The organism is Geodermatophilus sp. URMC 63 (assembly GCF_053502565.1).
On the sequence record NZ_CP199956.1, the window covers coordinates 3,202,665 to 3,216,070 of the forward strand.

At 76.7% G+C, this 13,406-nt stretch carries 10 protein-coding genes; 5 read left to right on the plus strand and 5 right to left on the minus strand.

Annotated elements, in window-relative coordinates; genetic code table 11:
• Window positions 1-428: 428 nt before the first annotated feature.
• On the plus strand, window positions 429-1,592 hold the full coding sequence (locus tag ACWIZO_RS15725) for a glycosyltransferase (RefSeq protein ID WP_448638584.1): 1,164 nt from the start codon (window positions 429-431) through the stop codon (window positions 1,590-1,592).
• A gap of 18 nt (window positions 1,593-1,610) precedes the next feature.
• Here ACWIZO_RS15725 and ACWIZO_RS15730 read toward each other — a convergent pair whose 3' ends face one another.
• The 4 genes from ACWIZO_RS15730 to ACWIZO_RS15745 form a co-directional block, all read right to left on the minus strand.
• Window positions 1,611-2,072, minus strand: coding sequence for a nuclear transport factor 2 family protein (locus ACWIZO_RS15730; RefSeq protein WP_448638585.1), 462 nt, complete (start codon window positions 2,070-2,072; stop codon window positions 1,611-1,613).
• A gap of 26 nt (window positions 2,073-2,098) precedes the next feature.
• Window positions 2,099-2,833 carry an SDR family NAD(P)-dependent oxidoreductase gene (locus ACWIZO_RS15735; protein ID WP_448638586.1) on the minus strand — a complete coding sequence of 245 codons (735 nt, stop codon included), beginning with the start codon at window positions 2,831-2,833 and terminating at the stop codon, window positions 2,099-2,101.
• On the minus strand, window positions 2,830-3,549 hold the full coding sequence (locus tag ACWIZO_RS15740) for a nuclear transport factor 2 family protein (RefSeq protein ID WP_448638587.1): 720 nt from the start codon (window positions 3,547-3,549) through the stop codon (window positions 2,830-2,832). The genes ACWIZO_RS15735 and ACWIZO_RS15740 overlap by 4 nt, the downstream gene beginning before the upstream one ends.
• A 267-nt stretch (window positions 3,550-3,816) precedes the next feature.
• Window positions 3,817-4,665 (minus strand): NmrA family NAD(P)-binding protein, encoded by an 849-nt coding sequence (locus ACWIZO_RS15745; protein WP_448638588.1) that lies wholly within the window; start codon window positions 4,663-4,665, stop codon window positions 3,817-3,819.
• Between the two features lie 406 nt (window positions 4,666-5,071).
• Here ACWIZO_RS15745 and ACWIZO_RS15750 point away from each other — a divergent pair, with 406 nt between their 5' ends.
• From ACWIZO_RS15750 to ACWIZO_RS15765, 4 genes are read left to right on the plus strand one after another with little or no spacing between them, the layout of a single operon-like run.
• Window positions 5,072-6,580: an MFS transporter gene (locus ACWIZO_RS15750; protein ID WP_448638589.1), complete on the plus strand. Its 1,509-nt coding sequence runs from the start codon at window positions 5,072-5,074 to the stop codon at window positions 6,578-6,580.
• Window positions 6,577-9,321 (plus strand): Na+/H+ antiporter NhaA, encoded by a 2,745-nt coding sequence (nhaA, locus tag ACWIZO_RS15755; RefSeq protein ID WP_448638590.1) that lies wholly within the window; start codon window positions 6,577-6,579, stop codon window positions 9,319-9,321. The genes ACWIZO_RS15750 and nhaA overlap by 4 nt, the downstream gene beginning before the upstream one ends.
• Complete coding sequence (locus ACWIZO_RS15760) at window positions 9,318-11,012, plus strand: FAD-dependent oxidoreductase (RefSeq protein WP_448638591.1); 1,695 nt, start codon at window positions 9,318-9,320, stop codon at window positions 11,010-11,012. Before nhaA ends, ACWIZO_RS15760 begins: the two co-directional genes overlap by 4 nt.
• The gene (locus ACWIZO_RS15765) at window positions 11,009-12,454 is read left to right on the plus strand and encodes an ATP-binding protein (RefSeq protein ID WP_448638592.1); all 1,446 of its coding nucleotides are present in this window, start codon (window positions 11,009-11,011) and stop codon (window positions 12,452-12,454) included. Before ACWIZO_RS15760 ends, ACWIZO_RS15765 begins: the two co-directional genes overlap by 4 nt.
• Before the next feature lie 16 nt (window positions 12,455-12,470).
• Here the strand turns inward: ACWIZO_RS15765 and ACWIZO_RS15770 are convergent, their stop codons facing one another.
• Window positions 12,471-13,382: a LysR family transcriptional regulator gene (locus ACWIZO_RS15770; RefSeq protein ID WP_448638593.1), complete on the minus strand. Its 912-nt coding sequence runs from the start codon at window positions 13,380-13,382 to the stop codon at window positions 12,471-12,473.
• Window positions 13,383-13,406: the final 24 nt, after the last annotated feature.

Here is a 13,406-nt window from a genome sequence, read left to right on the forward strand (position 1 = left end):
CGGCCCGGCGCCGGCTCCCCTCGGGGAGCGGGCGCGCGACCGCAGGGGAGCCTGGGCACCAGGCCGACCTGTGTCAATCGGCCGTTCCTGCGGCCGACCTCGCGTTCTGTCCTAGGGAACACGACGTGAGCAGCGGGTTACCACGCGGTTCCCACCGTCTTTTCCGCCACAGCCCCATCCCGGCGGCACGGGCACCGCCGACGCGGCGTGGCCGTGACCGGTCCTCGTGACCACGGTCACGCAGACGGGTTCGACGCGCCGGCCGTAGTCGCGTCGTAACCCGGTGTCTGGCCCGTCTTCATCCCGAGTCCACCGACCCGGGGTCCGTGGACCCACCACGACCAGAGGAGCTCCGTGTCCGAGCGGATCAGTGCACCGGCTCTCGGCCGGTCGACCGGCGCCGGGTGCGACCCGGCAGAGGCGGCCGCATGACGCGCGTCGCCGTCGTCCACGAGGCCTGGGACGGCCCCGGAGGTCCGGACGCGGTCGTCGAGCAGCTGTGCGCCGCGTGGCCGGGCGCGCAGCTCCTGACGACCGGCGTGGGCGAGGAACGGGCGCAGGCCAGGCCGGGACCGGCCCGGCTGCGCGCCGTGGTCCTGCGCTCGCGCGACCACGGCGACGGCCGGCTCCCGGGGGTCCTCGGCGCGGTGCCGCCGGCCGTGTCCCCGGTCGACCTCAGCGACGTCGACCTCGTGCTGACCGTGCACCGTGCCGTCGCCCACCGGGTCCTCCCTCCGGGCGACGCCCCGGTGGTGTCCTACGTGCACAGCCCGGCGCGCTGGATCTGGGACCCCCGGTTCCGGCAGGCCGTGCGCACCGGCCGGGTGGTCCGGCTCGCCCTGGACCACCGGGCGCTGCGGCAGCAGGGACCCGACCGCGCGGCCGCGCAGCGTCCCGACGTGCTCCTCGCGCCCTCGCGGGCGGTGGCTGCGCGGATCTCCCGCTGGTGGGACAGGACGGCGGAGGTCGTGCCGCCCCCGGTCGACGTGGACTGGTTCCGGCCGGCCCCCCGGGCCCGGGAGGACTTCTTCCTGTACGCAGGGGGGCTGCGTCCCCACGAGAGCCCGGACGTCGCGGTCGCCGCCGCACGGGTGGCGGGCGTGCGGCTCGTCGTGGCCGGCGACGGCCCCGCCCGGCCGGTGCTGGAGCGGATGGCCGGCCGGCGCGTCGACGTCCTGGGCGAGGTCGGGCGCGAGGAGCTGCGCGAGCTCTACCGCAGGTGCGCGGCGGTGGTCGTGCCCGGCGAGGAGGACGTCGGCAGGGCGGCGGTGGAGGCCCAGGCCTGCGGGACCCCGGTGCTGGCGCTCGCCGCGGGCGGCGCCCTGGAGACCGTCGTCGACGGGATCAGCGGGCGGCTGTGGCGGCCGCTGTACGACGGCACGGCGGTCGGCTCGCTCGCCCACGAGCTCCGCAGGTTCGACCCCGGCGCCTACGACCCCGTGCGGCTGCGCCGGCACGCCGAGGGCTTCGCGCCCAGGCGGTTCCGCCGGAGCGTGCAGCTCGTCGTCCGGGAGCTGCTCGCCCGGGGCGGGAGCCCGCACCGGCACGTGACCGGACGCGGCTCCGGTCTGCGGCAGGCCGCCACCTGCTGACCCGCCACGGCCCGGGGGTCAGCCCGCGTCGGAGCTGCCCTCCGGCCGCGGGAGGGTGTCGACCCCCTCGAGCGCCCAGGACGGCGTCATGGTGACCGCCGCGATGCGCCACCGGTCGCCCTCGCGCACCAGAGCGTACCGGTACCGGCCGCCGAGGACCCAGGTGCTGCGGTCCGGGCGGACGTGCGTGGCCTGGAAGTACGCGTGCGCCACGGCACGGTCGCCCTGCAGCGTCACGCGGTGGTTGGTCACCAGGTGGTGGGTGACCACGAAGGTGGTCAGGCTCCCCGTCCAGCCGGCGACGAGGTCGGCCGCCCGCACCGGTCCCGGCGTCCCGCCGGTCGACGCCGTGTAGTCGGCCGTGACCTCGTCGGTGAACAGGGCGGTCAGCGCCGCCCAGTCCCGCTCGTCGGCGAGGACGGCCATGGCGACGGTGGTGTCGACGACCGCGCGGACGTCGGCTGCCGGGTCGGCCGCCACGGGGACTCCTCGGGCTCTCGGGGTGGTCACCAGGGGATGGGCCGGCCGTCGCGGAGGAAGCCCCCGCTGGGCCCGCCGTCGGGGAGGTCGACGGCGAACAGGACGCTGTCCGCGCCGTCGGCGATCGGGCGGCCGCCCGGGCCGCCCATGTCGGTGGCCACCCACCCGGGGCAGACGGCGTTGACGAGGACCCCGCGGGGTCGCAGGTCCGCGGCCAGCTTGACGGTGAGCATGTCCAGCGCGGCCTTGGACACCGCGTAGGCGGGCGTGCCTCCGGCGCCGCCGGTCTCGGCGAAGGACCCGGCGCCGCTGGAGACGTTGACCAGGCGGCCACCCGGGCGCAGCAGCGGGGCCAGCGCCACCGCCATCCGCCAGGCTCCCACCACGTTGACCGCCAGCGCGTCGGCGACCACGCCCAGGTCGGCGCCAGCCGCGGTCTGCCAGGTGTCGTAGTGGACGGCGGCGTTGTTGACCAGCACGTCCACGCCCCCGTGCTCGTCGTGCAACCAGGACGCCAGCGCCTCGACGCTGACGGGGTCGGCGACGTCGAGCCGGCGGACGACGACGGGGCCGGTCATGCCGCGGGCGGCCGCCCGTCCCCGGGCCTCGTCGCGGGAGCCGAGCACCGTGGTCACCCCGCGGGCGGCGAGCCGGGCCACCACCTCGCGGCCGATGCCCCGGTTGGCGCCGGTGACGACCGCGACCCCGGCGGTCCTTCCCGCGTCACCGCCGCGGCGTCGGGGACCCCGGAGGGTGCTCACGGGCCGTGGTCTCCGGACAGGGAGGAGGTCTCGGCGACCCGCTCGCCGGACGCCTGCTGCAGCACGAGCGGGTCGAAGTACTCGCGGAAGACGACGATGACGCCGCCGACCACGCGGAACAGGCCGGCGTAGGTGTCGTCGAAGCGGGAACCGTCGCGCTGGACCATGCTGCCGCGGTACCCCAGCAGGATCCACTCCGGATCGGCCATCCGCCGGGCGGCGGACACGTCGAAGCGCATGCTGGTGTAGGCGTCCGGGAGGCCACCGTACTGCTGGCGCAGCGCCGCCTTGCCCTCCAGGCGGCGGGGGGAGCCCGGTGGCGCGAAGGGCATCTCCTGCACCGCGTCATCGGCGAAGCAGTCGAGGGCAGCGGCGATGTCCATGTCCGCCAGGCCGCGCAGGAACCGCTGCGGGACCGACGCCGCGGTGTCGGCGGACCGTGCCGTGTCGGGGGACGTCATGACGGTCTCCTCATCGGGTGGGATGGCCACGGGTGGACCGTCGCCGCCAGAGGGTGACGCGCAGACGGGCGGCGGCGACGTCGGTGGCCAGGCCCAACCGGGCAGGAACAGCCGGCCGGCCAGGCGCTCGTCGGAGCCGGGGAACTCCACCGCCTGCCGGGACACCGCCTGCCGGGACACCGCCTGCCCGGGTACCGCCTGCCGGGACACCGCCTGCCGGGACACCGCCTGCCCGGGTACCGCCTGCTGGGACACCGCGTCCTCCGTCCTCGTCCGCGTCGGGCCGCACCGACCGGGTGGGCCGCCACCAGGCGGGCCGGAGCCCGTGCCGCGGCGGGCGGCGCGCCGGTGACCGGGGAGGAGGGCGGTGGCGCGACACCGGTCGGTCCTCCTGCCGCCGCCCACCATGGGGTCCGGCCACCGTCGGCGTCCAATGCCCGTCCCGATGACTCCGTGGCATGGGGACGAGACCGCGGGGCCCCCGTCCTCCCGCGGTGGCCCTCCTCCCGTCGGCCGCGAGGCCTACCGCCAGGCGTCGGCGTGGTCCTCGACGAAACGGCGCAGCGTGGTCGGTTCGCGGCCGAGCAGACGGGCGAGCTCGTCGGTGGTGCGCCCGGCCAGGCCCAGCCGGGTGGTGGTGAACAGCAGGCTCATGACCAGGACCAGCCCGGGGGGCGTGCCCTCGGCCAGCTCCTCCCGCACGAAGGCGATGACACCCGGGTGCGGGTAGACGATCGGGCGGCCGAGCACCGCGGACAGGGTGGCGGCGATCTCGGCGAAGGTCGGCGCCTCCCGGCCGGTCAGCTCGTAGGCCCGGCCCTCGTGGCCCGGCGCGGTCAGCGCCGCGGCGGCCACCTCGGCGAGGTCGCGGACGTCGACGTGCGCGGTCCGGCCGTTGCCCGCCGGCACCGAGATCCGCGACCGGTCCCGGATCTGGGCGCGGTGCACGGTGAGCAGGTTCTGGTGGAAGTTCGCCGGCCGCAGGTGGGTCCAGGCCAGGCCGGTGGCCTCGACGCGCTTCTCCAGGGCGCGGTGGGGGAGCAGGGGGTTGCGACCGGCCGCCTGCACCGACAGCAGGACGACCCGCCAGACCCCGGCGGCGACGACCGCGTCGAGGAAGGGCTGCAGCCGCCCGACCCGGGCCACCTCCGGCGGGCGCAGCAGGAACAGCGCCTCGACGCCGTCGAGGGCGGCCGGCCAGGTGGCGGCGTCCTCGAGGTCGAGCCGGACGGCGGGCACCCCCGTCGGGAGCGCGGCGGCCGCGCGCTGCGGGTCGCGCGTGCCGGCGCGGACGTCGACGCGGAGGGTGGCCAGGCGGCGGACGACCTCGCTGCCGACCGTGCCGGTGGCGCCGGCGACGAGGACGGTCACCGGTCACCGGTCACGACGGACGGCGCCGCCGACTGCCGGTCGCGTGCCAGGTCCATCTCGGCCCCCTCCGCCGGTCTCCCCCGGAGCGAGCCTGTCAGGAGACCTGACACCGCACAACGCCGAGCGGACCTGCCGGTGGGAGGCGGCCGTCGATCCGCGGTCATGCGGTCCGGTCATCGGGTTCGTCATTGGACAGGACCGCCCGCCGTGGCAGTCTCCTGACGACCCGCCTCGTCCGGACGTCGGCGAGGGGCGGCCGTCGGATGGGCCTCCCGGCCGCGCGCAGGGGGCCGCTGAGGAGGTCGGGTGCGGAGCTGGGTGGGCGGCGACCGTCGCGGGCCGGCCGGTCGTGCCGGCTGAGACCGGGCTCCCGCGGGACGGCGGGACGGCGCCCGGTGGCCTGCGCATGGGCACGCGCCAGGCGCGCTGGGTCCTGCTCACCACCGTCCTGGGCTCGAGCCTCGCGATGCTCGACGCGACGGTGGTCAACGTGGCCCTGGAGCGGATCGGCGCCGACCTGGGCGCCGACTTCACCGGCCTGCAGTGGACGGTCAACGCCTACACGCTGACCCTCGCCTCGCTGATCCTGCTCGGGGGTTCGCTGAGCGACCGGCTGGGCCGGCGGCGGGTCTTCGTCGTGGGGGTCACGTGGTTCGCCGCGGCGTCCCTGCTGTGCGGGCTGGCGCCGGACGTGGGGACGCTGGTCGTGGCGCGGGCGCTGCAGGGGGTCGGGGGAGCGCTGCTGACCCCCGGCAGCCTGGCGATCATCTCCGCGTCCTTCGCCGGCGCCGACCGTGCCGCCGCGGTCGGCGCGTGGTCCGGGCTCGGCGGGGTCGCCGGCGCGGTCGGCCCCTTCGTCGGTGGCTGGCTGGTCGAGTGGAGCTGGCGCGCGGTCTTCCTGGTCAACCTGCCGCTGGCCGCCGTGATCGTGGCGGTGGCGGCCCGGCACGTGCCCGAGACGCGCGACCCGGACGCCGCGCCCGCCCTGGACTGGACGGGGACGGCGCTGGTCGTCGCCGGCCTCGGCGGGCTGACCTACGCCCTCACCGCCGCCGGTGGGGCCGGCCGCGGCGGGGAGGCGCTGCTCTGGGGCGCCGTCGGGGTGCTGGCGCTGGCGGCGTTCGCCGTCGTCCAGCGCCGGTCCCGGCACCCGCTGGTGCCGCCCGCGCTGTTCCGCAGCCGGCAGTTCACCGCGGCCAACGTGGTGACGCTGCTCGTCTACGCCGCCCTCGGGGTGGTGTTCGTGCTGCTGGTCCTGCAGCTGCAGGTCGTGGCCGGGTTCAGCCCGCTGCTCGCCGGCACCGCGCTGCTCCCGGTGACCGTGCTCATGCTGCTGTTCTCGGCCCGCGCCGGCGCCCTGGCGCAGCGGATCGGGCCGCGGCTGCCCATGACGGCCGGCCCCCTGCTGGCGGCCGCCGGTCTGCTGCTCCTGCGGCGGATCGGTCCCGGGGCGTCCTACGTCACCGACGTCGTCCCCGGCGCCGTGGTGTTCGGCGCCGGGCTGGTGCTGCTGGTCGCCCCGCTCACCGCGACCGTGCTCGACTCCGCCGAGGACCGCTTCGCCGGTGTCGCGTCGGGCGTCAACAACGCCGTCGCGCGTGCCGCCGGCCTGCTGGCGCTCGCCGTCGTCCCCGTGGTGGCCGGGATCGGCGGGAACGACTACACCGACCCGGCCGCGTTCGGAGCCGGTTTCCGGACGGCGCTGCTGATCTGCACCGGGCTGCTGGCCGCCGGGGCGCTGGTGGCCGCGGCGACCATCCGCCGTCCGCTGGGGGCGACGGGAGCCAGGGCGGCGCCGGAGGGTGGGCGGCTGCGGGTGGAGGAGTGCCTGCACTGCGGTGTCGCCGGACCCCAGCTGCACCCGCCGCAGCCGGCCGGCGGGCCGTCCCGGGCGGCCCGGGACGGCGCGGCGTGAGCGCCGGCAGCATCCCGGCCGTGCGCCCGCCCGGTGGGCCCGGCACCGACGGGCAGTCGTCCGCCGGCGGCAGCGGTCTCATGGCGCGGGTCGCGCCGCTGCGGCGCTCGCTGCGCACGGAGGCCGGGAGCGCCGGCCTGCTGCTGATCGCCACGCTGGCCGCGCTGGGCTGGGCCAACTCGCCGGTGGGGGAGAGCTACGCGGCCTTCTGGCACACCGAGTTCGCCCTCCGCTGGGGAGGCGCCGAGCTCGCCCTGGACCTGCGGCACTGGGTCAACGACGGGCTCATGGTGTTCTTCTTCTTCGTCGTCGGGCTGGAGATCAAGCGCGAGCTCGCCATCGGCGACCTCACCGACCGGCGCCGGGCCGCGGTGCCCGCGCTGGCCGCGCTCACCGGCCTGGTGGTGCCGGCGCTGGTCTACGTCGCCTTCAACCTGGGCGACGAGGCGGCGTCGGCCTGGGGCGTGGTGATCTCCACCGACACCGCGTTCCTGCTCGGCGTGCTGGCGCTGGTGGGCCCGGCCTGCCCGGCCCAGCTGCGGCTGTTCCTGCTCACCCTCGCCATCGCCGACGACGTCGGGGCGCTCAGCGTGATCGCCGTCTTCTACACCGACTCCCTGCGGCTGCTGCCGCTCGCCCTGGCCGTGCTCGGGCTGGCCCTGATGGCAGCGCTGCGCCACCTCCGGGTGTGGCGCGGCCCGGCCTACCTCGTGCTCGGCCTCGGCGTGTGGGTGGCGATGCACGAGTCCGGCGTCCACCCGACCCTGGCCGGGGTGGTCATCGCACTGTCCACCCCCGCCTACACGGCCCGGCGGGAGGAGGTCGCCGACGCCGCCCGGCTCGTGCGCGCCTACCAGCAGTCGCCCAACCCCGGGTTCGCGCGGGCGGCGCGGCTGTCGATCGACCGGTCGGTGTCGGCCGGGGAGCGGCTGCAGCAGCTGTGGCAGCCGTGGACGAGCTTCGTGATCGTGCCGGTCTTCGCGCTGGCCAACGCCGGCGTCCCGCTCACCGGCGAGACCCTGCGGGCCGCGGCGTCCTCGCCGGTGACGCTCGGCGTGGTCGCCGGGCTGGTCCTGGGCAAGCTCGTCGGCATCCTGCTCGGCACCGCGCTGGCCGTGCGGCTGCGGCTGGGGCGGCTCGCGCCGGGCCTCACCGGCGCGCAGCTGGCCGGGGGCGCGGCGCTGTCGGGCATCGGCTTCACCATCTCGCTGTTCATCGTCGACCTGGCCTTCGGCGAGGCCGAGGAGCAGGTCGCCGACCAGGCGCGCGTGGGCGTCCTCGCGGCCTCGGTGCTGGCCGCACTCCTCGGGTGGGCGCTGTTCCGCCTCGCCGACCGCCGCCGGCCTGCCGGGACCGCCCGTCCCGTGCTGCTCGACCGGCCCGTCGACCCGGCCCGCGACCACGTCCGCGGGCCGGTCGACGCGCCGCTCACCCTGGTCGAGTACGGCGACTTCGAGTGCCCGTTCTGCGGCCGGGCCACCGGCGCGGTCGAGGAGCTGCGCGAGCGGTTCGGCGACCGGCTGCGCTACGTCTTCCGGCACGTGCCCCTGGTCGACGTCCACCCGCACGCCCGGCTGGCCGCCGAGGCGGCCGAGGTCGCCGCCGCCCAGGGCCGCTTCTGGGAGATGCACGACCGGCTCTTCGCCGACCAGGACCACCTCCTGCCCGGCGACCTGCTGGAGCACGCCGCGGCGATCGGCCTGGACGTGCCGCGCTTCGCCCGCGACCTCGGCGCCGGCCGCTACGCCCGCCGGGTGCAGGAGGACGTCGAGTCCGCGGAGGCCAGCGGGGTCGAGGGCACGCCGACCTTCTTCGTCGGCGGCCGCCGCCACACCGGCCCCTTCGACGCGGACACCCTGGCCGCGGCGCTGCTCGCCGCGGCCAGGGAGGACGGGCAGCCGGTCGCGGACCCCGCCGGGAACACGGCCGGGAACACGGCCGGGAACACGGCCGGGAGCACGGCCGGCGGGCCGGTGCTGCCCGCGCTCGGTCCCCACGCCGGTGAGCGGCGAGCGGTCCCCGGCGGCGTCCCGACCCCGCTGTCGCCCGACCTGCCCGAGACGCCGGACCGCCACGGCGCCTTCCCCCGCCTGACCGACGCCCAGCTGGCCCTGCTCGCCCGGTCCGGGGCCCGCCGGACGTGGCAGCCCGGCGAGACGCTGTTCCGGGAGGGCGACCCCGGCTACGACTTCCAGGTCGTCCTCTCCGGCGCGGTGGCCGTGGTCGAGCACGCCGGCGCTCCCGACCAGCGGGTGGTCTCCGTGCACGGGGAGCGGCGCTTCCTCGGCGAGCTGGACCTCTTCAGCGACCGCCCGGTGTTCCTGACCGCCGTGGTGGTGCGCACCGCCGAGGTCCTCACCGTCCCCGACGCGCAGGTGCGGACCGCCTTCGCCGCCGACCCCGCGCTCAAGGAGACCGTCCTGCGCGCGTTCCTCATCCGCCGCTCAAGACTGCTGGAGCTGGCGGCCGACCTGCGGGTGATCGGGCGGGCGACGTCGCCCGGTACCGCCCGGCTGCGGCGCTTCGCCGAGGTCCACGGCCTGACCGTCGCCGTCGTCGACGTCGACACCGAGGACGACGACACCGGGCTGCTGGCCGACCTCGGCGTCACCGAGGACGACCTCCCGGTGGTGGTGTGGCGGGCCGAGCGTGTCCTGCGCGACCCCACCGACGCCGAGCTCGCCGCCCTCGTCGGGGTGCCCGACGGGCACCCGGCCCCCGTTCCCCAGGAGGACGCATGACCCGGACCGACGAGGCTGCCGGTCGGACCGGCGGGCCCGCCAGGCCCGTCCTGCTCACCGTGGACGACGACCCCGGGGTCTCCCGTGCGGTGGCCCGCGACCTGCGCCGCCGCTACGGCGAGCGCTACCGGGTCGTGCGCGCGTCCTCCGGCGACGAGGCCCTGGGCGCCCTGCGGGAGCTGAAGCTGCGGGGGGACCCCGTGGCCGCGATGCTGGCCGACTACCGGATGCCCCAGATGGACGGCATCGCCTTCCTCGAGCAGGCGATGGACCTCTTCCCCCGCGCCCGCCGGGCCCTGCTCACCGCCTACGCCGACACCGACGCCGCGATCCAGGCGATCAACCTCGTCGACGTCGACCACTACCTGCTCAAGCCGTGGGAGCCGCCGGAGGAGAAGCTCTACCCGGTCGTGGACGCCATGCTCGAGACCTGGCTGGCCAGCCCCGACGCCGCCGTGCAGGACGTGCGGATCGTCGGGCACCACTGGTCGGCGCCGTCCTTCGCCGCCCGGGACTTCCTGGCCCGCAACGCCGTCCCCTACCGCTGGTACAGCGTCGAGGAACCCGAGGGGCGGCGGCTGCTGGCCGCGGCCGGCGCCGGGCCCGACGACGTCCCCGTCGTGGTCCCGCCCGACGGGCGGGCGCTGCTCGCGCCCAGCGAGGCGCGGCTGGCCGCCGCGGTCGGGCTCACCGTCGAGCCCAGCGCCGACTTCTGCGACCTCGTGGTGGTCGGCGGCGGTCCCGCCGGCCTCGGTGCGGCGGTCTACGGCGCCTCCGAGGGGTTGCGGACGGTGCTGGTCGAGCGACAGGCCACGGGCGGGCAGGCCGGCCAGAGCAGCCGGATCGAGAACTACCTCGGCTTCCCCGACGGGGTGTCGGGAGGACAGCTGGCCGAGCGGGCCCGGCGGCAGGCGGCCAAGTTCGGCGCGGAGATGCTCACCGCCCGCGCCGTCACCGCGCTGGAGACCGACGGGCCGGCGCGGGTGGTGCGGTTCGCCGACGGCGGCTGCCTCTCCGCCCACGCGGTCGTCCTCGCCACCGGTGTCTCCTACCGGCAGCTGGACGCCGAGGGCGCCGGCGAGCTCACCGGCCGCGGCGTCTACTACGGCTCGGCGATCACCGAGGCCGCTGCCTGCGCCGGCGGGCACGTCTACGTCGTGGGCGGCGCCAACTCCGCGGGGCAGTCGGCGGTGTTCTTCGCCCGGCACGCCAGCTGCGTCACCCTGCTGGTCCGCGGCCCGTCCCTGGAGGCCTCGATGTCGCACTACCTGGTCCAGCAGCTCGCGGCGATCCCGAACGTCGTCGTCCGCACCGGCACGTCCGTGGCCGCCGTCCGGGGCGGGGACCACCTGGAGGAGCTCGACCTGCGCGACGCCACCGGCCGGGTGGAGACCGTGCCCGCGTCCCACCTGTTCGTCTTCATCGGCGCCGCCCCGCGCACCGAGTGGCTCGACGGCGTCGTGGCCCGCGACGGCCGCGGCTTCCTGCCGACCGGCCCCGACCTGCTCGTCGACGGGGCCTCCCCGCCGGGCTGGCACCTGCCGCGGGACCCGTGGCTCCTGGAGTCCAGCGTCCCCGGGGTGTTCGTCGCCGGTGACGTCCGCGCGCAGTCGGTCAAGCGGGTGGCCTCGGCCGTCGGCGAGGGGGCCATGGCGGTCACCCTGGTGCACCGGTACCTGGGGGAGCGGTGAGCGCCCCCGGCGCGGCCGCGGCCGCCCGGCTCTCCCCGGCGCGGCTGCGCGAGCTGTTCCTCTTCGCCGACCTCGACGACGCCCAGCTGCAGTGGGTGGCCGCAGCCGGCGACGTGGTGGCGTTCCCGGCGGGCAGCGAGGTCTCGGTCGAGGGCGAGCCGGCCGAGTGCTTCTCCGTCCTGCTGTCGGGGACGCTGAGCATGGTGCGCCGCGTCGGGCGCGACGAGGTGGAGACGGTGCGGACGGACGCGCCGGGCGTCTACAGCGGCGCCGTGCAGTTCTACCTGGGTGACCAGATCGACCAACGCTACCCGGCGACGGTGCGGGCGGTCACCGACTGCACGTTCCTCGCGCTGCCGGCCGCGGAGTTCGCCGCCGTGTTCCGCCGCTGGTTCCCCATGGCCGTCCACCTGCTGCAGGGGCTGTTCCTCGGGAGCCGCAACTCCGAGGAGCTGGTCGGCCAGCGCGAGCGGCTGCTGGCGCTGGGCAAGCTGACCGCCGGGCTCACCCACGAGCTGAACAACCCGGCCGCCGCGGCCTCCCGCGCGACGTCGGCGCTGCGCGAGCGGGTGGCCGGGATGCGGCACAAGCTGGCGCTGCTGGCAGAGGGCAGGCTCGACGGGGAGCAGCTGCGCCGGCTGACCGACCTGCAGGAGCGGTTCGTCGCCCGGATCGGCACCACCGGCGAGCTCTCCGCGCTGGAGCGGTCGGACCGGGAGGACGAGCTCGGCGACTGGCTCGACGACCACGGCGTCGACCGGCCGTGGGAGCTCGCGGCGGTCTTCGTCCCGGCCGGCCTGGACGTCGAGTGCCTGGACCTGGTGGCCGACGCCGTCGGCGCGGACCTGGAGCCGGCGCTGCACTGGCTGGCCTACACGGTGGAGACCGAGCTGCTGCTCGGCGAGATCATCGAGAGCACCGCCCGCATCTCGCACCTGGTGGGCGCGGCCAAGCAGTACTCGCAGCTGGACCGCACGCCGCACCAGCCGACCGACCTGCACGCCGGCCTGGACGCCACGCTGGTCGTCCTCAGCGCGAAGACCGGTCCGGGGATCCGGGTGGTGAAGGAGTACGACCGCGGCCTGCCGCCGGTGCCGGCCTACGCCGCGGAGCTCAACCAGGTGTGGACCAACCTCATCGACAATGCGCTCGACGCCATGGGCGGCTCCGGCACGCTCATGCTGCGCACCGCCGTGGAGGGGGACTCCGCCGTCGTGGAGGTGGCCGACACCGGCCCGGGCATCCCGGAGGAGGTGCGCCGGCGGGTGTTCGAGCCCTTCTTCACCACCAAGCCGGTGGGCCAGGGGACCGGGCTGGGGCTCGACGTCGCTTGGCGCATCGTCACCAATCGGCACGGCGGGGTGCTGAAGGTGCGGTCGCGGCCCGGGGACACCCGGTTCGTGGTGCGGCTGCCGCTGTCGGACGCCGCGCCGCCGGCCTGACGCCGGCCCGCCGCGTTCAGACCGGGCCCGCGGTCCCGGAGACGGCGGTGGCCGCGGCTCCGCAGGCCAGCACGAAGTCGTGCACCTGCGGCCGGCGGTCGCCGTCGCGCCAGACGACGGCCAGCTGCGCGGGGGCCAGCCCCCGCACCGGGCGCACGACGAACTCCGGACGGCGGTAGATCTCGGCGTTCCCGCCGCTGATGAGGGCGACGCCGAGCCCGCGGCCGAGCGCCTCGACCACCTCCTCCGGGCCGTGGACGACGGCGGCGACCCGCGCCGGCCGGCCGCCGCGCGCGTCCTCCGCGAGCCAGAAGGACCGCAGGCTCCCGGCCGACTCGGGGAGGGCGAGGAAGGGCTCGTCGAGCAGGTCGCCCATTCCCAGCTCGTCCCGGGCGGTGAGCGGGTGGTCGACCGGGAGCGCCACCTGACGCGGCTCGGTGAACAGGACGCGCCACCGCAGTCCGTCCCCCGGCAGCGGCAGCCAGCAGAAGGCGACGTCGGCGGTGCCGTCGGCCAGGCCCACCGTCGGGTCGTCGAAGCCGACCTGGTGCAGCCGGACGCGGGCGTCGGGGTGCCGCTCCTGGAAGGCGCGGGTCGCCGCCGGGAGCACCCCCCGCCCGACGCTGATCGACAGCCCCACGACGAGCTCCCTGGCCGCGGCCGCCACGGCCTCGGCGACGGCGTGCTGCGTCTCGTCCCACGCGGCCACCACCTGCCGGGCGTGCGCCTGCAGCGCCCGTCCCCCCACGGTGAGGGCCACGCCGCCCGGCCGGCGCTCGAACAGCGGTGCGCGGACGTGCTGCTCCAGCGCCTGGATCTGCCGGCTGAGCGCCGGCTGGGACACGAACAACCGCTGGGCGGCGCGCGTGAAGTGCAGCTCGTCGGCCACCGCGAGGAAGTACCGGAGGTCGCGCAGGTGCACGTCCATGCGCCGAGGTTGTCACCGCGACCG

Bases quoted from the DNA above. Each gene is read 5' to 3' on its own strand.
- ACWIZO_RS15760 (WP_448638591.1), top strand. From the start codon at position 9,318: ATGACCCGGACCGACGAGGCTGCCGGTCGGACCGGCGGGCCCGCCAGG.
- ACWIZO_RS15770 (WP_448638593.1), bottom strand. From the start codon at position 13,382: ATGGACGTGCACCTGCGCGACCTCCGGTACTTCCTCGCGGTGGCCGAC.
- ACWIZO_RS15725 (WP_448638584.1), top strand. From the start codon at position 429: ATGACGCGCGTCGCCGTCGTCCACGAGGCCTGGGACGGCCCCGGAGGT.
- ACWIZO_RS15750 (WP_448638589.1), top strand. From the start codon at position 5,072: ATGGGCACGCGCCAGGCGCGCTGGGTCCTGCTCACCACCGTCCTGGGC.